The sequence below is a fragment of the Acinetobacter sp. ANC 4216 genome (assembly GCF_004331195.1).
In the GTDB taxonomy this organism is placed as follows: Bacteria; Pseudomonadota; Gammaproteobacteria; order Pseudomonadales; family Moraxellaceae; genus Acinetobacter; species Acinetobacter kookii.
On sequence record NZ_SJOC01000023.1, the window covers coordinates 1 to 24828 of the forward strand.

A 24828-nucleotide genomic window follows, 5' to 3' on the forward strand; every position below is an offset into this window, starting at 1 on the left:
CAAAGCTTGGGGCACGTTTATTGGTACCGTCGAAACGTGCAGTGACTAAATCAGATAAGGCTGCAACTTCAGTCACCAGTTCTTTAATCTTGTCCGACTTGTCCGAACCATCCAAGGTTGCGACCAGTTCAATCGGGCTTTCCAGACGTTGCAAGAGTGTTTTAAGTTGTGCTGAAGTGTTTTGGTCTAACATGGCTAACGTCTCCAAGGGAGTAAATGCTTATTTAATAAAGCTATATTAAGATAAATATTTAAATAGGTAAAACATTTCATTTTTATAAAAACAATCGGTTTAATAGATTGATAAATTTTTTACAAAAAATACTGTCTTAAGTAAATGCTGGTTTAGTTTGAATATTCAAGTATTAAGCAGAAATTAAAGCATTTTTTATCAATTTCTGCATACTTCTGGGTAATTTTGATTATGATGGCATCATGTTTTAACAAGGTCATAGAAATGCAAATCAAATCCGGGATTTATCAACACTATAAGGGCAAGTTATATCAGGTCTTTCATGTGGCTACCCATAGTGAAACGGCCGAGAAACTGGTGGTCTATCAATGTTTATATGGCGATTATTCAATGTGGGTACGTCCCTTGGAGATGTTTCAGGAAACGGTCACACTCGAGAATGGTGCAGTGGTTCCACGATTTAAATTAATTCAAGAAACCGCATGAACTGGATTAACGACCTCGATAAACGCTAGACTCAACAGAATAATAAGATGGGAATAGCTGTGATGAGCATGAGTGAGACATTCCAGAAACGAATGCAGGAGCTGCATCAAAGTTTTATCAAGTTTGATGCCTTGCAAAAAGACCGTATTCAGCGTTATCGAAATATCGAGCCGGATTCTGCATTATTTTTAGCCATGCAGGTACGCATCCAACAATCTAAAAACATTTTGGAGATTGGTACTTCAACAGGTTATTCGACTTTATGGCTGGCCAATGCAGCTCAGACTTCCCAAGGTCATGTCACTACTTTGGAAATTGATCCGGAACGTACCCAGCAAGCTCAGCAATATGCCCAAGAGCTACAATTGAGTGAAGTGATTGATTTCTGGGTAGGGGATGCACAAAGTTTTCTTGAAAAGACCGAACAGCAATATGACTTTATTTTGCTGGATGCCGAACGGGATGCCTATGTAGATTACTGGCAGTATTTGCAGCATATGTTGCATCCTGAAAATGGCGTCATGTTTGTCGATAATGTGATCTCGCATGCCGCAGAAGTTAAACAGTTTATTGCACTGGTGAAAAGTGATGAACGTTTTATGAGTATGACCCTGTCTATTGGCGCAGGTTTATTTATGATTTGTTATAAATAAAAAATTAATTCAGGGTATTTAAAAATCAGGGATAAACCCTGATTTTTTTAATCAATCGAAACCCGGGTAAAGTGCAAATCATATTCGAGATATTTATGGACAAATGCTGCCTTATCACTGCTGCGAAGCAGGTTGTTATAAATGAATTCAGGCACAGGATGGTACAGTTCAGCTGAACCATTATTATAAAAAATTTTTAAATAGCGTGATGATGTACTGTATTTATAAGAAGTTACGACAAGCATTGTTCCCATAAGCACCTCATATATAACCAAAGCGTTTTGATGTCTTACTGAGCATGACCATACTGATAAGATCATAATTGATGTATAACAGAAATAATTGCTGAAAGGTAGCTTGGAATTAAGATTTAATTTGTTGTGATTTTCAAATATAGCACCAGCTATACCGATCAAAATTAATACTGTCAAAGTACACCTTTCCATTTTTAATTTAACCCATAGATTATTGTATTTTTGCCATGGCAAGGGTTTATGGATGAGCTTTGGTTTTCTCAAAATGGCTATTTAAAGGGTAAACCCTAAAAGTAAAAATAATAAAATTGCAAATGTTTATTAATATATATCTTTCATAAATCAAATATAACAACAAACGAGTGACCAAAAAAACCACGCTAAAGAGCGTGGTTTTTTGAATTAGTTCAATCTAATTTAAATTAGATTTTACCTACTAGGTCGATTGAAGGAGCTAGAGTAGCGTCGCCTTCTTTCCATTTAGCTGGGCAAACTTCACCTGGGTGAGCGTGAACGTATTGAGCTGCTTTAACTTTACGAAGAAGTTCTTGAGCGTCACGGCCTACACCACCAGCGTTGATTTCAACGATCTGGATTTTGCCTTCAGGATCGATTACGAAAGTACCACGGTCAGCAAGACCAGCAGCTTCGATTAATACTTCAAAGTTTTTAGCAAGAGTCCAAGTTGGATCGCCAACCATTACGTATTGGATTTTTTTGATTTCTTCTGAAGAATCGTGCCAAGCTTTGTGAGTGAAGTGAGTGTCAGTAGAAACTGAATAGATTTCAACGCCTAATTTTTGGAATTCAGCGTAGTTGTCTGCAAGGTCACCCAGTTCAGTTGGACAAACGAAAGTGAAGTCAGCTGGGTAGAAGAATACAACAGACCATTTGCCTTTAAGATCAGCTTCAGTCACTTCAATAAATTGACCGTTTTGGAATGCAGTTGCTTTAAATGGTTTAACTTCAGTATTAATTAAGCTCATCATTGTCTCCATGATTGAGGTTTGTATTTGATTTCCAAAAGGATAGCGAATTTTTTCTTATTGCTGAAACAGTATTTTTACATTATTGAAATCGGAAAAACCGAATTAACTAATATAAAGTCTACAATTCCACCAAATCTGACTCTTTATCTATTCAATCATTTAAAAATGATTATTAAATGACAAATATGCAGTTTTTCAGCTTGCCTAAGAACATGAAGGTTGCACAAGTAAAATTCAAGGGTAATTTTTTAAAAATTTAATTTGTTTTCAGGACAAAGCATTTTATTGGTTTCTCATTCTGCTGGCCAAGGGAAAACCGAGTGATAAAGTGCCGGTTTATTGTCCTGATTGTGCCCAAAGCTGAAGGATTCTAACGCTTGTCGCGCTTAAAAATAGCAGCAATAAATATCAGGCTGGCTTTCTCTTGGCTGCGTTACAGCGTAAAATACTCAGTTCAATTTTTTGTTTTGGGATAAGGTATCTGTGTTCAGTCATTTAAATGTAGATCAATTGGTCATGGCTCGTGACTGTCATCGTTTAAATCGACTCCGCAAAGGTAAAGATGCCAACGAAAAACAATACCAAGAGCTGTTCGAGAAATCCAATCTGAAAGTTCGCGAACGCCTGAGCCGTATTCCAAGCGTCAAGCTGAATCAGGACCTTCCTGTTACCCAATATAAAGACAAGTTGATTGAAGCGATTCAACAGCATCAAGTGATTATTGTGGCTGGGGAAACCGGTTCGGGTAAAACCACACAATTACCACAAATTGCCATGCTGGCCGGTCGCGGGTTAACTGGAATGATTGGTCATACCCAACCGCGTCGACTGGCTGCGCGTAGCGTATCACAGCGTATTGCCGAAGAAGTGGGTGAGAAGCTGGGTGAATCCATCGGTTTTAAAATTCGCTTTAACGAGCAGGGTTCGCAAGACTCGATTGTTCGTTTGATGACGGACGGTATTTTACTGGCTGAACTGGCTAATGACCGTTATTTGACCAAATACGACACCATTATTATTGATGAAGCGCATGAACGTTCATTGAATATCGACTTCATCATGGGGTATTTAAAGCAGCTTCTGCCACGCCGCAAAGATTTAAAAGTCATCATCACCTCAGCAACCTTAGATGTAAACCGTTTTAGCAACTACTTTAACGGAGCACCTGTTTTTGAAGTGGAAGGGCGCAGTTATCCGGTAGAAGTGCGTTATCGTCCCATTTCAGAAATGAGCATTGGCGGCAGTGATGACGACGAGTTTGATGACTTTGAAGAAAACCTGCCGCGTGCAGTGGTACAAGCGGTAGAAGAATGTTTTGTCGATGCACAGCAAAAAGGCCATCCTGAACATGCCGATATTCTGATCTTTGCCAGTACCGAACAGGAAATTCGTGAACTGCAGGAAACCCTGAAAAAGCATGGACCACGGCACACCGAAATTTTGCCTTTATATGCGCGTTTAGCTATTGCAGAGCAGCAAAAGATTTTCAATCCTGGCGGTGGTGGGCGACGCATTATTATTGCCACCAACGTGGCTGAAACGGCCTTAACTGTACCCAATATCCGCTATGTGATCGACAGCGGTTTTGCGCGTATTTCCCGTTATAGCTACCGTTCCCGTGTGCAACGTTTGCCGATTGAAGCAGTGTCTCAAGCGGCAGCCAATCAGCGTAAAGGCCGTTGTGGCCGTATTGCGCCGGGTGTCTGTATCCGATTGTATTCTGAGGAAGATTTCCAAAGCCGTCCTGAATTTACCGAACCCGAGATTAAACGAACCAACTTGGCTTCGGTGATTTTGCAAATGCAAAGTCTGAATCTGGGTTCACTGGAAGAATTTGATTTTATTGAGCCGCCAGATCACCGTTTAGTGAATGATGGGCGTAAATTGCTGATTGAGCTTGGGGCACTTTCTGAGAAAAATCCCCCTAAAGGTCAAAATCCAAATGCAAATTCTCCTCTTGCGGAGAAAAACTCCTCATCCTTTGATAAAGGAGGGCTTCAAAGCAGTGGATTAACCAAAATCGGTCAGCAGATGGCAAAAATGCCGATTGATCCGCGGTTGGCCCGGATGATTTTGGGTGGAGCGCATTTTGGTGTGCTGAATGAAGTCCTGGTCATCGTCGCTGCACTAGCAGTGCAAGATCCACGTGAACGTCCTGCGGATAAACAGATGCAGGCAGACCAAAAACATGCCTTGTTCCGTGAAGCAGATTCAGATTTCCTGTTTTATTTAAAACTGTGGGAAACGCTGCATGCCAATCGCGACAGTATGAGCGAAAACAAGCGTCGTACTTTTGCCCGCAATCACTTCCTGAGCTGGCTGCGTTTGCGAGAATGGAAAAAAACTCATGAACAGCTGGTGGATTTGGCAAAAGGCTTGAAGCTGTCCTTTAATGAAAAGAAAGCCAGCTATGAAAACCTGCATCGTGCCTTGCTGACCGGTTTATTGTCTTTTATTGCCAATAAAACTGATGAGCGCAATGTGTTTATGGCCGTGCGTCAGCAAAAAGCCCGTATTTTCCCGGCATCCACCTTGCATAAGACCAATACGCCGTGGGTGATGGCTTTTGAAATGGTGGAAACATCTCAGGTGTACTTGCGTACACTTGCAAAAATTGAACCTGAATGGATTCTGCTGGCAGCGCGTGATCTGCTGAAACATCATTATTTCGAGCCACACTGGTCGAAAAAAGCCGGTGTGGTCAATGCATATGACCAGATTTCATTATTCGGTTTGATTGTAGAGCCGAAACGTCAGGTCAACTATGAAAAGGTCGATCAGGCTGCTGCACATGAAATTTTCCTGCGTGATGCTTTAACCACCGGGAATTTGGGTATCACGCCGCCATTCTTAAAGCATAATTTACTGAAGCTTGAAGAAGTGGAACGGGTAGAAGACAAGCTGCGTCGTCGTGACCTGGTGGTGGATGAAGAAACCATCTATCAGTTCTATGCTTCTAAAGTGCCGGCAGAAGTGGCCAGTCGCCGTAGTTTTGAAGACTGGCGTGCAACGGTTGAGCCGCAAAATCCGCGCTATTTATTTGTCGAAGATGATGCACTGTGGATGAACGACCGTCCAACCACACAGCAATTTCCGGATTATTTGCATAATGGTACATTGCGTCTGGCGGCCAGTTACCGTTTTGATCCGAGTCATGATGAAGATGGTGCAACGGTTAAAATTCCAGTACAGGCTTTGCCACAGGTCGATGAAAACATCTGGTCATGGGGGATTCCGGGCTGGCGTCAGGATTTAATCGAAGCTTTGTTAAAATCTTTGCCTAAAGACAAGCGCCGTAATCTGGTGCCGATTCCGGACACCGCACGTAAACTGATGAAGGTAATAGATGCAGTCAATTTACGCGAGCATATTTTCAGCTTCCTGTCTTTTCAGCTGCGCGGCGAACAAATTACCGAAAAAGACTTTTCTTTTGAGCGTGTCGAACAGTATTTGCTGCCGTTCATTAAAGTGATGGATGAAAAGGGCCGTGTGATTGAAAAAGGCCGGGATCTGTCTGAACTGAAAGCACGCTGCCGTACTGAAACGCATAGTCCGGTCAAGCAGCTAAAAGGCGAATTTAAGACTTTCCCGGAAAATTTCACTTTTGAAGCTTCGCAAAAAGTAACCGGTGTTGTTGTGAAACAATATCAGGCACTGGTGCCGACCAAAGCATTTGCAAAGCTGGAAGCGAAAGATGAATCCGGTGTGGTGATTCAGACTTTTAATGATCAGGCTGAAGCCATTAAACAGCATCGGGAAGGAGTGATTCATCTGGTCTATTTGCAGCTGGGCGATTTGATTCGTCAACTGAAAAAACAGATTCCGAAACCGCTGGCTTTGGCCTATTCACCGCTGGGTGACAAGGTCCAACTGGAGCAGATGTTGGTTTATGCCACACTCCAGATGACCATAAATGAGCTTCCTGTCAATGCTGAAGAATTTCAAAACTTGCTTTTAAATGTAAAAAAATCTTTCCTAACTCATGGTCAAGTGGCATTATCTACACTCAGCGATATTTATATCCAGTGGCAGGATATTCGTCGGAAATTATTGGTTCTCGACGATTCTATCTTTGGAAAAAATATCGATGACATTGAGGATCAGCTTGATTTGATGAATCTTTCCAACTGTGTATATGTGAAATCTTCGGATATCTGGCAGGAATTTCCACGCTATTTGAAGGCATTGGTCTTGCGTTTGGAGCGCTTGCCCAATAACCTGCAAAGAGACAATTCTGCCATCGATCAAGTTGACCCATGGATGGAAAAATTGTTTAAGTTTAAAAATGACGCTCGCCTGAAAGATTTGTACTTTATGGTCGAGGAGTTCCGCATTTCCCTGTTCTCACAGCCAATGAAAACAAAGATGCCGGTTTCTCCAACCCGATTGCAAAAAGTATGGAATCAGTCAGGCATGAATTAACATAGCGCAAAATTAACGGGAGTTTTACATGGGCATTCGTATTACCGGTACTGGTCTTTATCACCCAGAAGAATCGATTAGCAATGATGAATTGGTTGAAAGTTTAAATGCTTATGTGGAACAGTTTAACCACGACAATGCGGATAAAATCGCAGCGGGTGAAATTGAAGCGCTTCGCGGTTCGAATGCGGAATTCATTGAAAAGGCGTCTGGGGTTAAAAGTCGCTATGTTGCTGAAAAATCAGGCATCCTAGACCCAAAACGTTTATATCCACGCTTACGTGAACGCAGCAATGATGAGCTTTCTATTCAAGCGGAATGGGGCGTAACTGCTGCCAAACAGGCGATGGAAAATGCCGGGGTTACGGCTGAAGATATCGATGTCGTGATTCTTTCATGTTCAAATATCCAGCGTGCCTATCCTGCTGTAGCGATTGAAATTCAAACGGCTTTGGGCATTCAAGGCTATGCCTATGACATGAACGTTGCCTGTTCTGCTGCAACTTTCGGTTTAAAACAGGCAGCTGATGCAATCAAAAGCGGTGCACGCCGCGTGTTATTGGTCAATGTAGAAATTACCTCTGGCCATACCGATTTCCGTTCACGCGACTGTCACTTTATTTTCGGTGATGTGGCTACGGCATCAATTATTGAAGATACGACCACTAAAACCGGTTTTGACATTTTAGATACGCATTTGTTTACGCAATTTTCCAACAACATCCGCAACAATTTCGGTTACTTGAACCGTAGTGAAGATGCGGTGGTTGATGACAAGCTGTTCCGTCAGGACGGTCGTAAAGTGTTTAAAGAGGTGTGTCCGCTGGTTGCGAAAATCATCACCAAGCAGCTTGAGAAAAATGAAATTGCGCCAACTAACGTGAAGCGTTTCTGGCTGCATCAAGCCAATGCCAGCATGAATGACCTGATCTTGAAATATGTCGTCGGTAAAGATGCTGACCGTTCGCTTGTGCCGATTATTCTCGATGAATTTGCCAATACATCTTCTGCAGGCGTGATCATTGCCTTACACCGCACCGCACATGAAGTGAATGATGGCGAGTACGGCGTACTTTGCTCATTTGGTGCGGGTTATTCGGTCGGTTCGGTTCTGGTACAAAAACACGTTGTTGCATAAGGAATCATCTATTGCAGGTCGAGCATGATGCAAGATGGATAAAATGCCTCAGTGCGTTGTCCAAACTGTACTTCACCCCAACCTTTTTGGGAGCTGAACATATTGATGCTGCCAGACCTGCAATGTATGTCGGGAATCATACCCTTTATGGGGTATTTGATTCCCCGGTGCTGATTGATTATTTATATAATCATCATCAGGTGGCTGTGGTCAGTGTTGCTGATCATGGCCATTTTTATTTGCCTGGCTGGCGTACCCTGTTTAAGAAGTTCGGTGCGGTCGATGGCGAAAAAGCATATATCCGTGCAGCGATGCAGCAAGGCTATTCGATTCTGGTCTTTCCTGGAGGTGGGCGGGAAGTTTTAAAAAGAAAAGGTGAGGCCTATCAGCTGATCTGGAAACAGCGTTACGGTTTTCTAAAACTCGCGCAAGAATTTAACTATGATATTGTGCCTTTTGCTGCCTTAGGTGGCGATGAAATCTTTGAGCTGGGCTTTGATGCCAATCGGATTATTGAAAGCGCGTGGTTTCAAAAACTGTTAAAGTTGCCGCAACTGGATAAATGGTTGCGCCATGGCGATGTCATTCCATCCTTGCCAAAAAGTATCATTCCGAAGCGTCTGCCTTTTTATTTTCAATTTATGCCGCGACAGAATTTAATGCATATTGAAAATAAGGAACAATTAAAAGATTTTCGCGATCAGATCCAGCAACAAATTTATGCGGGTTTAGAATATTTAAAACAACAGCGCGATGACAAAAAAGCTTGAACAGGCTTGACCTGTATTTTATTTCCACAATGATAAATGGATGAACCAGTCATTAGGCTTTAAGGATTCATCGAGCAGATTTGATTAAATTATGAACTCGGCATACAGTACCTGGATTAGATTACTATATGATTAAAATGATTAAATTCATTTTAGCATGATCATTTAATTTGAGGCGAGTATGGAACAGGATCGTTTAGTACTGCAAGATCAAGGGATTGCGAAACAGTTACTCAGAATTTCTAAAAATCTCAATGAAATTTTTCAAGATCAGCTCAATATTGTTGATGAGCTGAATGCACAAAATATGTTTCGTATCGATCAGGAACGGCATATTGTACACGTGGCCAATGGGTTGTTTCAGTTGCAATTTCATGCCCCTGAGTCGGCGCAGACCAGTATTTTGCATTTTGATTTCACGTATCTGGGACAAAAAGCTGAATTACTGGAAGAATTCATACTGCATGATCTGTACTTTCTCACCAATGACTTAAAGCCGCAACATTCTCTGTATCTGCGTCAAAAAGCCCAGCAGCTGCGCCAGCTCTTACTCGATCAGGTGTATCTGTGGGTGCATGGTGCCGAGCGGGTGCGGGCTTATTTGAAAAATCTTTCCTTGCTTGAAGCTGAAATTATTGATCAGCTGATGATGAAAGCCAATATCTATTCTAATGCCGTTTTGACAGATTATGTCGTGAATAAAACGGCATTACCTGAAGCGCTGATCCAGATGCTGCAAGAGATCTGTTCAGTACAAAGGGTGTATGGAAATGAATTTTTACCCTTGCAAGCTTTAATGGAAGCGCTGGATGAATTTTGTTTTAGTGCAGCCCAGTGTTTGCCTGCAGCGATGTACCGCATTATGGCGCTTTCATTTGAAGAGCGCTTTAACTTGAATGAGCTAATGGAACATCAGGATGATATCCATTTGCTCTATCGGCATGCTTGCGAGCAACCAGCCTTGCTGGGCTTTGTGCGTTTGATGCGGCGTGAACTCTGGCAGCGTGATAATTTACTCTCCAAACATAATTTTCTGCACAGCTCGACTGGGGTCTGGCAAAAGAAAGTCGCAAAATTGCCCTTATTTGATTATCCGCGAGCGGTAAACTGGCTGTTTAAACAGTCTGCCGAGGTACTGGACTGGCTAAGCCGCAATATTCAGCAGAGCAGTGTACGGGTTGCAGTCACGGCATTCAGTTTTATCGATAGCAGTCAGGTTCATCCTCAAGTTATTTTAGCCACCTTGCAATACTTTCAGCATTGTTCAGCACGCATGTTTATTCATAGCTGTCATTATTTTGCCATGCAGGAAGCCTGGTTTGAGCATGAACATAATCATAGTGTGATGCTTAAAGGGCAGAATCAGGCTTTGGATGACCAGCGTATTGCCATCAGCCCATCCATTTTGTATCTGGATGAATGGATGGAGTTAATGCGCAATGTCACCCAAGGCAATGAGCAAACCGTGAAGAAAATCTATTTGCGTTTAAGCCGAGTGATGCAGGCCTATATGTTGTACTTGCACAAAATAACCAGGGTTTTCGGCGATGATTTAATGGCTTATATTCGACCGGAAACCCATCAGAATCGCGAATTTTATAGCGTGTTGCAGCGCTATAAAATGCAGCTGGATGAGTTTAGGCAGATCTTTTACCTGCGTGGCCGAAATATCCGGGTATCGGTGTTCGACGCCTATGTGCGTGATTATCTGGTTGAGTTTTTTAAGGACAATCAACCTGTAGCGAAAAGTACCAGCTGGATCGGGTTTTATCATCAGGCCACGGACTGGCATAATTACATCCAGAAGCAGGAAATTATCAGCCAGTTAAAGGCAAGTTATGCAGCTTCAGTATGGCAGCCTTTGATGCCGGAAAAAGTCATGCACTTTTCCAGCTGGAGCTTTGAAGAATTGACAGATCTGGACCGGATTATTGAAGAGTCGCAAAGATGTCAAAATTGTCTGGCAGCCAGTTATGCACAGCGGATTATTGAAAGAGAGTATGTGGCTTTTCATATGGTCTCGCAAACCGGCAAGTTGCATATGACTTTAGGCTGTTACCTGCGCGAAGGTCAGTTGATCTATGACCAACTTGAATATCCGCATAATAGAAAAACCGAATATCTTTTTGTCAATATCGCGCTGCAATTTATCTCCTGGTTAAATGGCCAGTTTGCGCCGTTTAAGTGACAGCCGCTGTCGCTAAACTTTTTTCCGGGCTTAACTTTTAGCAAAAAAATCGGTAGGCTATAGCCGTTAATTTACGGTTATAGGTCTTATGAAACAAGAAACTGCACTCAAGCTTTTGAAAGCGGGCGAAAATGTCTTTTTAACAGGTTCGGCTGGTGCAGGGAAAACCTATACACTCAATCAGTACATCAATTATTTAAAAGCCCGCAAGGTGCCTGTGGCGATTACGGCATCCACCGGTATTGCGGCAACGCATATGAATGGCATGACCATTCATACATGGGCGGGAATCGGCATCAAGGATTTTCTGGGTGATGCTGACCTGAAAAACATGAAAGAACGCAAGTACCTCAAAGAGCATCTGGAAAATGCCCAGGTACTGATTATTGATGAAATTTCTATGCTGCATGCCAAGCAGTTGAATCTGGTCAATCAGGTTTTAAAATATTTTAAAGAAAGTGATGAAGCCTTTGGCGGGATTCAGGTCATTGTCGCCGGTGATTTCTTCCAGTTGCCGCCGGTGGGTAAAAATGACGAACGTAACCGGGACAAATTCTGCTTTATGTCTGATGCATGGGTGGAAGCCAAATTTCGGGTCTGTTATCTGACCGAGCAGCACCGCCAGGGCAATGACTATTTAAATGATATTTTAAATGCCATTCGCAGCCAAAGCATAAGCGCTGAACATCTTCGGGCTTTGGAACAGACCCGCCAGCAGGATGTGGGAGAAACCTTCACCCGCTTATATACCCACAATATGGATGTGGATAGCATCAACTTTAAGCATCTGAATGCCATTGATGCCGAAAGCAAGCAGTTTGACGCGATCTGTGATGGCAATGACAAGCTGATTGAAACCTTAAAATCGTCCGTACGTGCGCCTGAAAACCTGACTTTAAAGAAAAATGCCAAGGTCATGTTTGTTAAAAACAACTTTGATATGGGCTATATCAACGGCAGTCTGGGCGAGGTCATTGGCTTTGAAGAAGATGATGAATATGGCATTTTGCCCAAGGTAAAACTGACCGACGGTACGGTACTGCTGGTGGAGCCTGAAACCTGGTCGGTCGATAACGATGCCGGTAAAACCATTGCCAGTTTTCAGCAAATTCCATTACGTCTGGCGTGGGCCATTACCATTCATAAATCACAAGGCATGACGCTGGAAGCAGCCGAGATTAATCTGGCACATACTTTTGAAAAAGGTCAGGGCTATGTGGCACTGTCGCGTTTAAAAGCATTAAGCGGCTTAAAATTGCTGGGCATGAATGAACAGGCTCTGGAACTGGACAGTCTGGCCATCAAGGCGGATCGCCGTTTTCAGGAACTGTCGGAAGAAGCGGAAAACCACTTTGAACTGATCGATTTAACGCCGCAGCATAAGGCCTTTATCCGTCATTGTGGCGGCACCCTGAATGAAGCTGAAATTCAGCGTAACGAGAAGAAAATTGCCAAAAGTGGCGGCAAAACCAATTATGCCACTGCCACACTGGATGAAACCCGTGAACTGTTTGAAGAAGGCTATGAAATTCAGGATATTGCCGTTGAGCGCGGTTTGACGCCAGCGACCATTATCAATCATCTGGCGAAATTGCATAAAGAGCAGGGCTTGGACATTTCTGTAGCTCATCCGGGCGATGAGGTGGTGGAACAGGTACGGAAAATCTATAAGCGTTTAATGAAGCGTCAAAGTCCTGAAAACTTTAGTGAAGATGGTGAAATCAAGCTGCGCCCGATTGTGGAAGCGACCAGTCCGCGTATGGGGTACGATCAGGTGCGTTTGGCTTTGTTGTTTGTAGAATAAAGCATCATCAAACTCCTGCTCATGAATGATCAGTCAGGATGTATTGATCATTCATTACATCATCGCAAACTTCGGTTAAACTAAAGTCCTTTCAATCACGATATGCACGGCTATGGCATTTACTACGTGGTATACACTAAGAAAATTCGTTTATAACAATTTACATAATGAAGACTACGAAACAAAATTTAGTCGGGCGATCAACTATTTTTTAATTTTACTGATTCTGGGCAATGCGGCAGCCGTGTTGTTGGAGTCGGTGAATGACCTGTATCAATCCTATACAGCATTTTTCGATTTTTTCGAATATTTTTCCATCTTCATTTTTTCGCTTGAATATCTGCTGCGTTTTTGGTCGGTTGCCGAAGTAAATCCATTTTACAGTGCCTGGAAAAATCGCCTGAACTGGGTCAAAAGTGGTGCCGCAATTATCGATTTATTGGCCATTCTGCCGGCTTATATTAATTTCTGGGTGCCGATTGACCTACGTTTCCTGAGAATTTTACGGCTGATACGACTGTTAAAATTAACCCGTTATTTTGTTTCCCTGCAAATTCTATTGCGTGTGATTGAGCGAGAAAAAGGATCGTTCCAGGCAGTCATTTTTATTCTAGGCATTATGATCATGATGGCTGCTGCGAGTATTTATGTGGTCGAAAGCAAAGCCCAGCCAGAGGTGTTTACCTCCATTCCTGCCTCCATGTGGTGGGCCGTGGTGACCCTGACCACTGTAGGTTATGGGGATGTTACGCCGATTACACCGTTGGGGCGTTTTTTGGGCGCAATTATTACCATTTTAGGCGTCGGGCTGGCTGCTTTACCGGCAGGTATTTTGGCCACTGGACTAACGCACGAACTGGAACAGCGTAAGCAGAATCTGGAATTAAGGTTTAGAGAGCTCTTGCAGAGTTCGGAAATTGATTTATTGAGTGATCAGGAGAAAATAGAGATCATTCGCAAAGAGGTGGGGCTCACTTCGCATCAAACTCGAGATATTGTTTTCCAGCTGCTGCGCGAACAGCGAGAAGAAGCATTAAAGCAAGAACGCGAGCAATATGCCTATTGTCCACATTGCGGAAAAAAATTGCCAGAGTAAGCTGATATTTAGGGTCCGTTGACATTTCACACATGGTTTGCATTGTAGATTAAAATTGATGACTGGGCTTGATTGATGATTAGGCCGTGAAGGATGGGTGATGTCTTCGCTGGAATTGCTGGATTGATGCGTTCCTGACAGGTTGAAATGTGTATATATGGAGCGCTAAGGTTATGGAACTCACTCCAAGGGAGCCTTGTAAAAAATAATCACTTTGAGTCGGAAAAATAATTTGTTATGTTGGTTGTGATTAACCATAAGCTGGGTCAGTTTTAACGTTGAAAAAAACAGGATGATTTTTTCATTCAATGAAAATAAAAAAAATGAAAAGGAAAATATATGAAACAGTATCAGAGAGCAGCGCTTGCCCTAGTAGTGGCCAAGCTGGAGTTTGGCAATCATAAATCAAATATTTATGATTATAATGAAAGTGCATATCCCCAAATCAGCGGTAATGTAAATGCACATGAGGCAAAACTTTATGATTATCAGCGCTCAGCAGTTTTTGAAGGACGAAATACCGGCCGGGAATTTAACCTGTATGACTATGGTCATAGCGAATATATCAGTTTAAAAAAGAAAGGCATAAAAAAATACGAAGGTTACCATTATGGCAACTCAAGTTATTATGAAATCACGGTTTCCGGTTCGACCATCAGTCTGTATGACTTTAGTACAGGGCAATATTACAATTTTAGCTAAGTCATAATGTTTTAAGGTTAAAAATAGCCTTTCAAAGAAGTTGCCTGTTTTGAAAATCCTATGCCATGTGAATGGATGAGGCAGCCTCTCATTCTTTCGATCCTTCTTTAGCCATTGCAACAAAGTTGCCAAGGCAGTTTTTTATCCCATGCCCGCGTTTTCAAGTCACAAACTGGATTCACCCATAAACGTTCTGCAGCAATGCTTTTTAATAGCGCTAAACCAGAACAAGAAGTTTCAATGCCAATCACTTCGGCATCCCTCTGTAATCTATGCTAAGCGGTCTTTAAAGTTTGAATAGTACATATGCGTATTAAGAAATTTCCTTAAAAAAAAAGATTATTTTCGTTGAAAACATCATTAAATAAAATTAAACATGAAACATACTAATTAATTTAATGCTATATTGAATAATATTCACTTATTGGTTTGATTATTCATTTTAGTAGTGCGAATAACTTCAAATTATTAATCTTATTTATTTAAAGCTTTGTCTTAGCCTCGCTACTTGAAGCATAGCTTCTCGTCTTGCGCTCAGGCAAAGCTGCTTTTTATTGCCTCTTCGCACTTCCAGCATAGCTGAAAGCCTTGCGTAAGGGCAAAACGATGTTTTGCTGGACCCTTACTCATGCTTGAAATTCGTCACTTAAAAACTTTAACGGCATTGCGTGAACATGGTTCACTAGTGGCTGCTGCCAATGACCTGTGTTTAACACCATCAGCCATTTCTCATCAGCTGAAAGAACTGGATCACTGGTATGGAGTGGAAGTGGTCAATCGCCGTAGCCGTCCGGTCACTTTTTCCAATGTGGGGCAGCGCTTGCTGAAATTGGCGGATGATGTATTGCCACAAATCCAGATTACGCAAACTGACATTACCCGTATTGTACATGGCCAGACAGGACGGATTATTTTCTCCTCTGAATGTCATAGCTGTTTTGACTGGTTAATGCCCTTGCTGAATCAATATCGTCAGCAATACCCAGATGTAGATCTTGATTTCGCTTCAGGTTTTGAAGCCAATCCGCATGAACTGCTGCAAAATGCCGAATTTGACCTGTTGATTACGGCAGATCCGATTGCCTTAAAAGGCATTGAATATTTCCCGATTTTTGAATATGAGTCACGTCTGGTCTTATCCAATACCCATCCGCTGGTACGTGCAGAACGCATCACCGTGCAAGAACTGGCGGAGGAAACCCTGATTACTTATCCGGTGGATAAGCACCGTCTGGACATCATGGCAAAACTGTTTATTCCTGCCAATATACAGCCGAAACAGATCCGGACCACGGATTTGACCCAGATGCTGATTCAACTGGTGGCCAGTGGGCGCGGCATAGCGGCACTTCCAGACTGGGTCGTGAATGAATATGAGCAAAAGGGCTGGGTGACTTCACGTCGTTTGGACTGTGTTGCTGCGAGTGGTTTGCGCCGTACTTTGTATGCAGGTTATCGAACAGAGGAAAAAGAAAAAAGCTATTTTGAAGGTTTCCTGAAACAATTGGAAAAATTCTCGCAGAAGCGTAATCCATATTATTCTGCTTAAAAAATTCGTGCCCGAATTTGTTACAGGATCAAGGCTTTATAGGGAAATTTTATGATCCGAGCTAATGGCGGATTGATTGTTGCAAGATCTTAGCTTATTCAAATCAACGATAAATAACCGTTTTTATTCTTGCTAGTCTAACGCTGGAATCGCTAAGGGAGAAGGGGTGTGAGTTCCGTGCGCTGGCTCAGCAAAGATTTATGGATTATTGCGGCAGGATTTGTCGCTGCCATGCATGTAGGCAAGTTACCACCTGCAGTTCCTGTTCTGCAAGCCGAGTTAGGCATCAGCTTGGTGCAAGCCGGTTTTTTATTGTCCCTGGTACAAGTTGCAGGCATGTGCATGGCACTTTTGCTGGGCAGCTATACCGCTAAACTTGGTTTAAAACGCTGTGTACTATTGGGCTTGAGTTTACTCGCAATTGCCAGTTTTAGCGGTGGTTTTGTACAGGCATTCCCGGCGTTGCTGGCACTTCGCGTGGTTGAAGGTTTCGGATTTTTACTGATTACCTTGAGTGGTCCCGCTTTTATCCGTCAACTGGTTCCGGTCGAGCAGTTGCAAGCCAAGATGGGCCTATGGAGTGCCTATATGGGAGGCGGAATGGGAATAGGCTTGCTGTGTACGCCATTCCTCATTAATAGTATGGGCTGGCAAGGGGTGTGGATGGGTTTCGGGATATTATCACTCGCTTTGGCTGGCGTGATTTACACGGTTATTCCCGCCATGCAAACCCATCCCCAATCGGTTGCAATACTTGATTTAATTAAGCTGACTTTAAAACATCCTCCAGCCTGGATTCTGGCGACTGTTTTTGGTGTATATGCCGGACAATGGTTGAGTCTGGTTGGTTTTTTGCCCAGCATTTATCAGCAATATCAAGTTTCTTTAGCGGTTGCCGGGGCCTTAACGGCAATCGTGGCGATTGCCAATGCCGTTGGTACCTTTGGGTGTGGCTTACTGTTACAGCGTGGTTTTCGGCCTCAAACTTTAGTCCAAACCGGTTTTTCCACCTTAATGGTCTGTGCCCTGAGTTTTTATCTGTTACGCGAATTTTTGCCCTTTATTCTGCAATTTATATTGGTTTTGAGCTTTTCATTGTTTGGCGGTTTGGTCGCAGCGGTCGTATTTTCTCAAGTGTTAAATTTTTCCGCAAAGCCGATTGCCATTACCACCACAATCGGGTTGGTGTTGCAATTTTCTGCCACCTCACAATTCCTGTTGCCGCCTTTGATTGCCTCAATTGTAATGGCCACAGGTGGATGGTTTTGGGTGGGAATTTTAATGGCCACACTGTCACTCATCGGTATGCTTTTAACCAGAATTCTATTTCGAAAAGCTGCATAAGCCATGAAGATCAAGCGTAATCAGTAACAGGGATCAGGTTTAAAATTAAAAACTTAAGAATGCCCAATAAACAGGGTAAATATTCCTGCTGCAATTAAAGGACCGACGGGAACGCCGCGCAATACTGCCACGCCTGCAACTGTACCAATCAGCAATCCTGCAACCACATCCGGCTGGTTGCTCATCAGTTTGACGCCGCGTCCACCCAGCCATGCGACCAGTACGCCAACGGCGATGGCAAGCAATGATTTGAAGCTTAAAAAAGATTTTAAAATGGCATCCCCAGGGATTTTGCCACTGGCAATAGGCGTAAGTACCCCAATGGTTAAAATAATGATGCCAATATTTAAACCGTGTTGTTGCAGATAAGGAAAATATTCACTCAGCGGGGTAATGCGAAAAACGATCAGTACACCCGCAGCAATCGTTACGGCACTATTGTGGCTAAAAATACCGCAGGCCAATAACACCAGTAGAACAATCAGGTTTAAATCGAGATGGGACATGATTTTAAGGGAGAAAGTGATAAATCATACGTATTGTATAAGGTTTTGATAAAAGATTTGCCTGAAAAAGCGGGAACAATAAAAAAAGCCGTCATTTCAGTATAGAATGCGCATTCCGTGAGAGTAAAAGGTTGGGGCTATGTTGTTGGAAAAGATGTTGCAATCGCAGGGCTTTGGTTCGCGTAAACATTGCCAGCAGCTCATTAAAAACGGAGCGATTGCCATTCAAGGTGAAGTCATCAGCAATCCCAAACATAAGCTGGATTTAAAGGATTTAACTTTTACGGTCTATGGTGAAAGCTTTGATTATCGGGAAAAGGTGTATATTGCCCTAAACAAGCCGCAAGGTTATGAGTGTTCCCATCAGGCTACCCATCATTTTAGCGTATTTGACTTGTTTGACGATGTGTTGATGAATCGCGGCTTGCAGTGTGTGGGGCGATTAGATCAGGACACCAGTGGACTGTTATTGCTCACTGATGATGGGCAATTTTTACAGGCTTTAACCCACCCGAAAAAACATGTGGCCAAAGTTTACCGTATGCAAACCGCCGATCCTGTAACGGCAGGGCAAATTCAGCAGCTAGAGCAGGGCGTGGAATTGCGCAATGAAGCGGGTATTTTTGCCGCGACGGATATCATTCTACTGGCTGAAAACGAATTGCAATTCACGATTCATCAGGGCGTTTATCATCAGGTGAAGCGAATGTTGGCGGCAGTAGGCAATAAGGTGGAGCGATTGCATCGTCAGCAAATCGGCGCCTTGACATGCACAGATTTGGAAGAAGGGCATTGGACCTATTTAAGCCCGGAACAGGTAGAACTGGCCAAGACACGAATGACGGTTTAATGGTTATTTCAGGAAACAATGATAGATTTGAAATTCATCATCCTTAACAAAGCCCATTTGTTGATAAAGTTGATGGGATTGATAGTTGTTTTTTTGAGTTTGCAGGCTAATACGCTGAGCATTTTCATGACGAGCAAATAAAATTGCAGTATCGATGAGCTGTTTGGCTGAACCCTGACGACGAAAAGTCGGGGTGACGTAAACATCATCCAGAATGTAATAATTTGCACAAGCCACCGATGAAAAGCCGAGATATAACAAAATAAAACCGGTAAAAACATCATCTTTGACATGAATGAAAATGACGCTTTCCTGATTTTCAAATCGCTGCTTTAAAAATTGATAAGATACATCCAGATTAGAAGAAGCACCATAAAATTGACGGTATTCATCAAAAAGAACAGAAAGCGGGTGTAAATCTTCTAAAGAGGCGCGTCGTACGATCATGCGATACTCCATGCTTTTTTATAGTCTTTGCATGAAGCATACCTAAGTTTTTATGAGAATTTTTCTAAATTTTGTTTGTAAATGCGACACTGTTAAGTTTTGTCACTTTCACCCAAAATCGCATTTAGTTCTTCAAATAAGTCTAAATGTTCATCATCCAGATCAAAGTCCTGATCATGAGAAACAGCTTGTTCTGCAGGAGCGTTTAAAGTGTTTTGTTGTTGTTTTAATTTTCGGATTTTCTGTAGTTGATCAAGATTAATATTTTGATTTTCAATAGAAAATGGAATGGATTTTGTTAAAACAACCTGTTTGAAAAACAGTCGGACAGCTTGTGCTGGCGTAATGCCCAATTGTTTAAACACTGCAAAAGCATGCTTTTTTTCTTGGGAATCAAGTCGTATTTGATAAACTTCGGTTTTTCTCATGATTTTTTAAATACGTCTAATTACTTAACTTTTCAGCATTTATTTTAATCAAATTGAATGTAATTTCAATATTCATACACTCGATTTACCAAAATATTTTGTAATGACAAGCATATTACAATGTCAATTCGAAATGCGATGAAAAAGCCATGTCCTGCCCGCTTAGGGGGTCAATAAATGCAAGATGCTTGGCTAACAGTTGCAGTGGTGCAGAAAAATCATCTTCCCTTTTATGCTGTACGGTTGGATAAAAGGGATCGTTTTTAATGGCAATGCCCAAGCTGTGCAAGTGCACGCGAAGCTGGTGCTGCTTGCCGGTGGTCGGTTTCAGCTCATATTTTCCCCATGCTACATCATGTTCGATCAGATCAATCTCTGTTTCACTATTTATTTTGCCTTCAATCACTTGCATGGTATAGAAGGGTTCACCTTTTTCCATGCGGTAACGTGTATAGCAGGGAAATGTTAAATTGGCATGAAACGGTGCAATAGCATGATAGGTTTTTTTCACCTCACGTTTGGCGAACATCTCCTGATAGATTGCACGGCTAGCAACCTGTTTGGAGAATAAAACCACCCCGGCAGTTTCTCGATCCAGACGATGAATCGGGGTTAGAAATTCATTGCCGGTCTGTTTTTTTAAACGAACTAAAAGCGTTTCCTGAACATATTGTCCGGTCGGACTGATGGTTAAAAAATGCGGTTTGTCGATGACCAGTAAATGTTCATTTTCAAATAAAACTTTATGTTCAAAAGGAACAGGTATTTCATGGGCTAAAAAGCGGTAATAGAACACATGACTATTTTCATTATAAGGTGCATCAACCGTTAGAATATTGCCTACGGCATTATAAATTAAACCATCGGCAAAACGTTGTTGCCATTCAGCAGGCTCAATATGCGCAAATTGCTGACAAAGATATTGATATACACTGTCTGGTGCAGGAGAGGTTTTAGGCAAAAAAACTTTACTTGCGCTAACACCATCAATCATAGGTGGAAGAAATTCAGTACTGGTCATGTGATTTGTGGTAGATCAATCTGCTGTGCATAATATCCTGCTATTTACAATGAAATGCAGGAAAAGTTCCATATTTGGAAGTGTGAACATGGGCAATAAAGCGGTGCGATGCTATCATAATTGTTCTTTTGAATTTTGTCGTGAGTAATATGCAGTATTCATTTAATTTGGCTTTAAACAATGAAGACGATACCCAAAATTTAGCACAGGTTTTGGCAGAGCATTTTACAACGGGTGTAATTTATTTAATTGGTGATTTAGGTGCGGGAAAAACCACACTGACCCGCTATTTTTTGCAAAGTTTAGGTCATCAAGGTGCAGTAAAAAGCCCGACTTATACCTTGGTAGAACCGTATAATATTCATGGAAAAGACATCTTCCATTTCGATCTATACCGTTTAAATGACCCTTATGAACTGGAGCTGATGGGCATTCGCGACTATTTGGAAACGCCGAATGCGCTATTTTTATTTGAATGGCCATCCAAAGGTGGCGATGAAATTCCACAGCCTGACCTGATCATCAATATTGAAAAGTCTGAAGATGAGCTGACGCGTACTGCAAGTTTAAGTTTCTCGTCTGCAGCATTAAACCAAGCATTAGAGAGCCATTTTAACAATGCGTGATAATTTGAGCGAACGCCGTATTCATACCCTTAATCCTGCACTGGCGAACCAGATTGCAGCAGGTGAGGTGATTGAACGTCCTGCATCGGTGGTCAAAGAATTATTAGAAAATTCAATTGATGCGGGTGCGACGGAGCTTATTATTCGGGTTGAGCAAGGCGGCAGTACCCTCATTGAAATCATGGACAATGGTCATGGGGTTCATCCTGACGATTTGGCTCTGGCCGTCATGCGGCATGCCACCAGTAAAATCCAGACAGCAGATGATTTGCATGCAATTGTCAGTTTGGGTTTTCGTGGCGAAGCCTTAGCATCGATTGCTGCGGTGTCACGCCTGACCCTGACCAGCAGTCAAAATGATGAAGGCATCGGTTATCAGGTAGAAGTCAATGGTACGGCTTTTGATCATCAGGAAATTCAGGCGGTTGCAACAAAAAAAGGTACCCATATCCGGGTACAGGATTTATTCTTTAATGTGCCCGCACGTCGCAAATTCTTAAAAAAACAGGCGACTGAATTTGGTCATATTGAAGAAATTGTGCGCCGTCTGGCATTGACCCATTTCGATATCCGTTTTGTGTTGGAGCATAACAACAATATCCGCCTGAATTTGCCGGTAGCAGATAGCGGTGAGCTGCGTTTTCAGCGTGTGCAGCAGCTCTTGGGCCGACAATTTACCGAAAATGCGTACTGGATTGATGCCGACAGTATCAATATGCGTTTGTCCGGCTGGTTGGGACATCCCTCAGATGCGCGTGCGCAAGCCGATTTGCAGTATGTGTATGTGAATGGCCGGATTGTCAAAGACAAGACCATCTCGCATGCCTTGCGTATGGCTTATGATGGCATTCTGCACGGTCATCAGCATCCTGCCTATTTGCTGTTTTTGGAAGTCGATCCTGAAAATATCGATGTCAATGTGCATCCAACCAAGCATGAAATCCGTTTTTTAAATCAGCGTGAAGTACATGAGTTTGTACGTCATTTTGCTAAAGAAAAGTTGTCTCAATTTCAAACGGCCACAGCTGAACTGGCTTCGGCCATGAAAAGGGATGAAGCAGATCAGCTTGCTGCTGTGCAGCCGCAACCGCGTTATCAGGAACAGTTTCAACTGCATAAGGCGGTAGATGCCTATACGCCACAACCGGAAGCGCAAATTTCTACCGATGTGCTGAGTGATTTTAATGCCAGCAGTCCGCAAACGGTGCATTATGCCTCATCTCATGTCGCAAATAGCTATTCAGGTTCACAACAGCTGAATAATGCCTTAAAAAGCTATCTGGCACCGTTACGTGAAGAAACGGATATTCCATCCTCTCCAATCAATAGCCTAAGTGATAGTCATCATATTGAAAAGCCGCAATCGACCTACGTGGATGAACATCCGTTGGGTATCGCCATTGCACAGTTACATGGCATTTATATTCTGGCGCAAAACAGCGAAGGCCTGATTATTGTCGATATGCATGCAGCGCATGAACGCATTGTGTTGCAGCAAATGAAAGCCGCATGGGATAAGCCTGAATTCTGGACATCACAACAACTGCTGATTCCTAAAGTGATCAGCATCAGTCGTATGCAGGCGATGCGGGTGGATGAGTTAAAAAGCCAGTTGGCACGACTGGGTCTGGAAATTGACCAATATGGCGATGAACAGGTGATTGTGCGTGGTGTTCCCGCCATTTTGCACAAGGCCGATTTCGCGGCTTTAGTCCCTGAATTGCTGAATGATCTCGATCCCAATGATGAAGCACAGGGATTGTTGCAAAAGCGTGACCAGATTCTAGCAGGCATGGCCTGTCATGGAGCAGTACGTGCGCATCGTATTTTAAGTCTTTCGGAAATGAATGCTTTACTGCGCCAGATGGAACAAACCGAATTTGCCAGTCAGTGTAACCATGGACGCCCCACCTGGCGTGCATTTCCACTTTCACAATTAGATAAACTTTTTGCTCGAGGAGAGTAGTTGTACATGTCGAATCAATTGCCGGTCATCAATTTAATGGGACCAACTGCAAGTGGTAAAACCGCTTTGGCATGTGAACTTTATGAGCAGGGCCATTTCGAGCTGATCTCCGTCGATTCTGCGCTGGTTTATCAGGACATGGACATTGGTACCGCGAAGCCGACGAAGGAGGAGCAGGCGCGTTATCCGCATCATCTCATCGATATTATTACCCCTTTGGAAGTCTATTCGGCAGCCCAGTTTGTCGAAGATGCCTGCGGGTTAATTGATGATATTCATGCACGCGGTAAAACTCCAATTTTAGTTGGTGGTACCATGCTGTATTTCAAGGCTTTATTGGAAGGATTGTCGAGTAATTTACCGAGTGCGGATTATGCCGTACGGGCTGAAATTGAGGCCAAGGCGGAGCGTGAAGGCTGGGAGTCGGTCTATCAGGAACTATGTAAGGTTGACGCTTTGGCAGGGCAGAAATTTAAGGTCAGTGATAAGCAACGCATTATTCGTGCCTTGGAAGTATTTAGACTGACCGGACAGCCAATTACAAAACTACAAGCTGAACAACCCAAAAATATACCATATCGCTACACATTTCATAATCATGCTTTATTGCCTGATCGTGTAGAATTACACAAGCGTATCGAACAACGTTTAAAAACTATGTGGGATATTGGATTTTTACATGAAGTAGAAGGTTTGATTGAAAAATACGATTTAAATGATAATTTACCATCCATGCGCTCAGTTGGTTATCGACAAGCTCTAGAATTTATACAAAAAAGTGATCTAAGTGTCGAAAAACGACGGGAAATGGAGGATAAGTCTTTATTTGCAACACGACAACTGGCAAAACGTCAATATACTTGGTTAAGATCTTTGCAAGAATCGCATAATTTTAAAACATATTTGACGGTCCAGCAGGCTCAAGAAGACTTGCGAAAGTGTTACGGATAAAGCAAAATTTAGTAACTATCTTTTTTATAATTTTTATTGAGAAATAAAGATAGTTTTTTGCGCTGATTTTTAATTTTTTGGAGTTATAACATGTCTAAAGGTCAAACTTTACAAGATCCGTTCTTAAATTCTCTCCGTAAGGAACGTATTCCTGTTTCTATCTTCCTTGTAAATGGTATTAAGTTACAAGGTCATATTGAATCATTTGACCAATATGTTGTTTTGTTAAAAAATACTGTAAGCCAAATGGTTTACAAACATGCGATTTCTACAGTTGTTCCTGCACGTAATCCACGTCCTGCCGGTGCTCCTGCTGGTGCTCAAGGTGCTGGCGGTTTTGGTGGCGGTCAGCCTCAAGGTGGCTTCGGTGGTCAAGGTGGCTTCGGTGGTCAAGGCGGCTTCGGTGGTCAAGGCGGTTTTGGTAGCCAAGGTGGCTTCGGTGGTC

23 protein-coding genes and 1 pseudogene are annotated in these 24828 nt (G+C 42.6%); 16 read left to right on the forward strand and 8 right to left on the reverse strand.

Translation table 11 applies throughout. The annotated features are described in order from the left end of the window. Positions 1 to 193 (reverse strand): annotated as a pseudogene (locus tag E0H88_RS14750) (alkyl hydroperoxide reductase subunit F); the annotation flags it as partial. Positions 194 to 457: 264 nt separating this feature from the next. Between E0H88_RS14750 and E0H88_RS14755 the strand changes: the two are divergent. Beyond that, positions 458 to 679 (forward strand): DUF1653 domain-containing protein, encoded by a 222-nt coding sequence (locus tag E0H88_RS14755; protein WP_131274791.1) that lies wholly within the window; start codon positions 458 to 460, stop codon positions 677 to 679. 62 nt (positions 680 to 741) lie between these two features. Continuing rightward, positions 742 to 1332: an O-methyltransferase gene (locus E0H88_RS14760; RefSeq protein ID WP_131274793.1), complete on the forward strand. Its 591-nt coding sequence runs from the start codon at positions 742 to 744 to the stop codon at positions 1330 to 1332. A gap of 47 nt (positions 1333 to 1379) precedes the next feature. Here the strand turns inward: E0H88_RS14760 and E0H88_RS14765 are convergent, their stop codons facing one another. Further along, positions 1380 to 1586 carry a KTSC domain-containing protein gene (locus tag E0H88_RS14765; protein ID WP_092818389.1) on the reverse strand — a complete coding sequence of 69 codons (207 nt, stop codon included), beginning with the start codon at positions 1584 to 1586 and terminating at the stop codon, positions 1380 to 1382. 422 nt (positions 1587 to 2008) lie between these two features. Further along, positions 2009 to 2572 carry an alkyl hydroperoxide reductase subunit C gene (gene ahpC, locus E0H88_RS14770; protein WP_092818388.1) on the reverse strand — a complete coding sequence of 188 codons (564 nt, stop codon included), beginning with the start codon at positions 2570 to 2572 and terminating at the stop codon, positions 2009 to 2011. A gap of 519 nt (positions 2573 to 3091) precedes the next feature. Between ahpC and hrpA the strand changes: the two genes are divergently transcribed. From hrpA to E0H88_RS14805, 7 genes are all read left to right on the forward strand, one after another. Further along, entirely contained in the window at positions 3092 to 6997 is a 3906-nt protein-coding gene (gene hrpA / locus E0H88_RS14775) for an ATP-dependent RNA helicase HrpA (protein WP_502699752.1), read from the forward strand. Between the two features lie 28 nt (positions 6998 to 7025). Further along, positions 7026 to 8135, forward strand: coding sequence for a beta-ketoacyl-ACP synthase III (locus E0H88_RS14780; protein ID WP_131274797.1), 1110 nt, complete (start codon positions 7026 to 7028; stop codon positions 8133 to 8135). A gap of 11 nt (positions 8136 to 8146) precedes the next feature. Further along, the gene (locus E0H88_RS14785; protein ID WP_131274799.1) at positions 8147 to 8905 is read left to right on the forward strand and encodes a lysophospholipid acyltransferase family protein; all 759 of its coding nucleotides are present in this window, start codon (positions 8147 to 8149) and stop codon (positions 8903 to 8905) included. Between the two features lie 181 nt (positions 8906 to 9086). Beyond that, positions 9087 to 11093, forward strand: coding sequence for a hypothetical protein (locus E0H88_RS14790; protein WP_131274802.1), 2007 nt, complete (start codon positions 9087 to 9089; stop codon positions 11091 to 11093). 88 nt (positions 11094 to 11181) lie between these two features. Further along, on the forward strand, positions 11182 to 12897 hold the full coding sequence (locus tag E0H88_RS14795; protein ID WP_131274804.1) for a DEAD/DEAH box helicase: 1716 nt from the start codon (positions 11182 to 11184) through the stop codon (positions 12895 to 12897). 112 nt (positions 12898 to 13009) lie between these two features. Further along, entirely contained in the window at positions 13010 to 13993 is a 984-nt protein-coding gene (locus E0H88_RS14800; RefSeq protein WP_131274806.1) for an ion transporter, read from the forward strand. 339 nt (positions 13994 to 14332) lie between these two features. Then, on the forward strand, positions 14333 to 14695 hold the full coding sequence (locus tag E0H88_RS14805) for a hypothetical protein (RefSeq protein WP_131274809.1): 363 nt from the start codon (positions 14333 to 14335) through the stop codon (positions 14693 to 14695). A gap of 107 nt (positions 14696 to 14802) precedes the next feature. On the opposite strand, the gene E0H88_RS14810 is transcribed toward E0H88_RS14805, so the two are convergent. Further along, positions 14803 to 14946 (reverse strand): hypothetical protein, encoded by a 144-nt coding sequence (locus E0H88_RS14810; RefSeq protein WP_165493330.1) that lies wholly within the window; start codon positions 14944 to 14946, stop codon positions 14803 to 14805. Positions 14947 to 15323: 377 nt separating this feature from the next. On the opposite strand from E0H88_RS14810, the gene E0H88_RS14815 reads away from it, so the two are divergent. Together E0H88_RS14815 and E0H88_RS14820 are read left to right on the forward strand one after the other, a co-directional pair. Continuing rightward, a complete protein-coding gene (locus E0H88_RS14815) occupies positions 15324 to 16244 on the forward strand; it encodes a LysR family transcriptional regulator (RefSeq protein ID WP_131274811.1) in 921 nt (306 codons plus the stop codon). 168 nt (positions 16245 to 16412) lie between these two features. Continuing rightward, on the forward strand, positions 16413 to 17588 hold the full coding sequence (locus tag E0H88_RS14820; protein WP_252152035.1) for an MFS transporter: 1176 nt from the start codon (positions 16413 to 16415) through the stop codon (positions 17586 to 17588). 53 nt (positions 17589 to 17641) lie between these two features. On the opposite strand, the gene E0H88_RS14825 is transcribed toward E0H88_RS14820, so the two are convergent. After that, on the reverse strand, positions 17642 to 18094 hold the full coding sequence (locus E0H88_RS14825; RefSeq protein ID WP_131274814.1) for a DUF441 domain-containing protein: 453 nt from the start codon (positions 18092 to 18094) through the stop codon (positions 17642 to 17644). Positions 18095 to 18233: 139 nt separating this feature from the next. On the opposite strand from E0H88_RS14825, the gene E0H88_RS14830 reads away from it, so the two are divergent. Then, a complete protein-coding gene (locus E0H88_RS14830; protein WP_131274816.1) occupies positions 18234 to 18944 on the forward strand; it encodes a pseudouridine synthase in 711 nt (236 codons plus the stop codon). 3 nt (positions 18945 to 18947) lie between these two features. Here E0H88_RS14830 and E0H88_RS14835 read toward each other — a convergent pair whose 3' ends face one another. From E0H88_RS14835 to E0H88_RS14845, 3 genes are all read right to left on the reverse strand, one after another. Then, positions 18948 to 19391: a GNAT family N-acetyltransferase gene (locus E0H88_RS14835; RefSeq protein WP_092818378.1), complete on the reverse strand. Its 444-nt coding sequence runs from the start codon at positions 19389 to 19391 to the stop codon at positions 18948 to 18950. 92 nt (positions 19392 to 19483) lie between these two features. After that, positions 19484 to 19819: a type II toxin-antitoxin system RelB/DinJ family antitoxin gene (locus E0H88_RS14840; RefSeq protein WP_131274818.1), complete on the reverse strand. Its 336-nt coding sequence runs from the start codon at positions 19817 to 19819 to the stop codon at positions 19484 to 19486. Between the two features lie 115 nt (positions 19820 to 19934). Then, a complete protein-coding gene (locus E0H88_RS14845) occupies positions 19935 to 20840 on the reverse strand; it encodes a pseudouridine synthase (protein ID WP_131274820.1) in 906 nt (301 codons plus the stop codon). A 149-nt stretch (positions 20841 to 20989) separates the two neighbouring features. Between E0H88_RS14845 and tsaE the strand changes: the two genes are divergently transcribed. From tsaE to hfq, 4 genes are all read left to right on the forward strand, one after another. After that, a complete protein-coding gene (gene tsaE / locus E0H88_RS14850) occupies positions 20990 to 21466 on the forward strand; it encodes a tRNA (adenosine(37)-N6)-threonylcarbamoyltransferase complex ATPase subunit type 1 TsaE (RefSeq protein ID WP_092818375.1) in 477 nt (158 codons plus the stop codon). Beyond that, positions 21459 to 23432 (forward strand): DNA mismatch repair endonuclease MutL, encoded by a 1974-nt coding sequence (gene mutL, locus E0H88_RS14855; RefSeq protein ID WP_131274822.1) that lies wholly within the window; start codon positions 21459 to 21461, stop codon positions 23430 to 23432. Before tsaE ends, mutL begins: the two co-directional genes overlap by 8 nt. Before the next feature lie 6 nt (positions 23433 to 23438). Further along, positions 23439 to 24383, forward strand: a complete 945-nt coding sequence (gene miaA / locus E0H88_RS14860) for a tRNA (adenosine(37)-N6)-dimethylallyltransferase MiaA (RefSeq protein WP_131274824.1) — start codon at positions 23439 to 23441, stop codon at positions 24381 to 24383. A 90-nt stretch (positions 24384 to 24473) separates the two neighbouring features. After that, on the forward strand, positions 24474 to 24828 hold a 355-nt coding region (gene hfq / locus E0H88_RS14865), incomplete at its 3' end, for an RNA chaperone Hfq (RefSeq protein ID WP_131274826.1).

Coding starts and splice junctions, on each gene's coding strand:
- E0H88_RS14790 (WP_131274802.1), top strand. CDS start 9,087: ATGGAACAGGATCGTTTAGTACTGCAAGATCAAGGGATTGCGAAACAG.
- E0H88_RS14805 (WP_131274809.1), top strand. CDS start 14,333: ATGAAACAGTATCAGAGAGCAGCGCTTGCCCTAGTAGTGGCCAAGCTG.
- E0H88_RS14840 (WP_131274818.1), bottom strand. CDS start 19,819: ATGAGAAAAACCGAAGTTTATCAAATACGACTTGATTCCCAAGAAAAA.
- E0H88_RS14765 (WP_092818389.1), bottom strand. CDS start 1,586: ATGGGAACAATGCTTGTCGTAACTTCTTATAAATACAGTACATCATCA.
- mutL (WP_131274822.1), top strand. CDS start 21,459: ATGCGTGATAATTTGAGCGAACGCCGTATTCATACCCTTAATCCTGCA.
- E0H88_RS14795 (WP_131274804.1), top strand. CDS start 11,182: ATGAAACAAGAAACTGCACTCAAGCTTTTGAAAGCGGGCGAAAATGTC.
- E0H88_RS14845 (WP_131274820.1), bottom strand. CDS start 20,840: ATGACCAGTACTGAATTTCTTCCACCTATGATTGATGGTGTTAGCGCA.
- E0H88_RS14825 (WP_131274814.1), bottom strand. CDS start 18,094: ATGTCCCATCTCGATTTAAACCTGATTGTTCTACTGGTGTTATTGGCC.
- E0H88_RS14755 (WP_131274791.1), top strand. CDS start 458: ATGCAAATCAAATCCGGGATTTATCAACACTATAAGGGCAAGTTATAT.
- E0H88_RS14835 (WP_092818378.1), bottom strand. CDS start 19,391: ATGATCGTACGACGCGCCTCTTTAGAAGATTTACACCCGCTTTCTGTT.
- hrpA (WP_502699752.1), top strand. CDS start 3,092: ATGGCTCGTGACTGTCATCGTTTAAATCGACTCCGCAAAGGTAAAGAT.
- E0H88_RS14815 (WP_131274811.1), top strand. CDS start 15,324: ATGCTTGAAATTCGTCACTTAAAAACTTTAACGGCATTGCGTGAACAT.
- ahpC (WP_092818388.1), bottom strand. CDS start 2,572: ATGAGCTTAATTAATACTGAAGTTAAACCATTTAAAGCAACTGCATTC.
- E0H88_RS14800 (WP_131274806.1), top strand. CDS start 13,010: ATGGCATTTACTACGTGGTATACACTAAGAAAATTCGTTTATAACAAT.
- E0H88_RS14830 (WP_131274816.1), top strand. CDS start 18,234: ATGTTGTTGGAAAAGATGTTGCAATCGCAGGGCTTTGGTTCGCGTAAA.
- E0H88_RS14780 (WP_131274797.1), top strand. CDS start 7,026: ATGGGCATTCGTATTACCGGTACTGGTCTTTATCACCCAGAAGAATCG.
- E0H88_RS14760 (WP_131274793.1), top strand. CDS start 742: ATGAGCATGAGTGAGACATTCCAGAAACGAATGCAGGAGCTGCATCAA.
- miaA (WP_131274824.1), top strand. CDS start 23,439: ATGTCGAATCAATTGCCGGTCATCAATTTAATGGGACCAACTGCAAGT.
- tsaE (WP_092818375.1), top strand. CDS start 20,990: ATGCAGTATTCATTTAATTTGGCTTTAAACAATGAAGACGATACCCAA.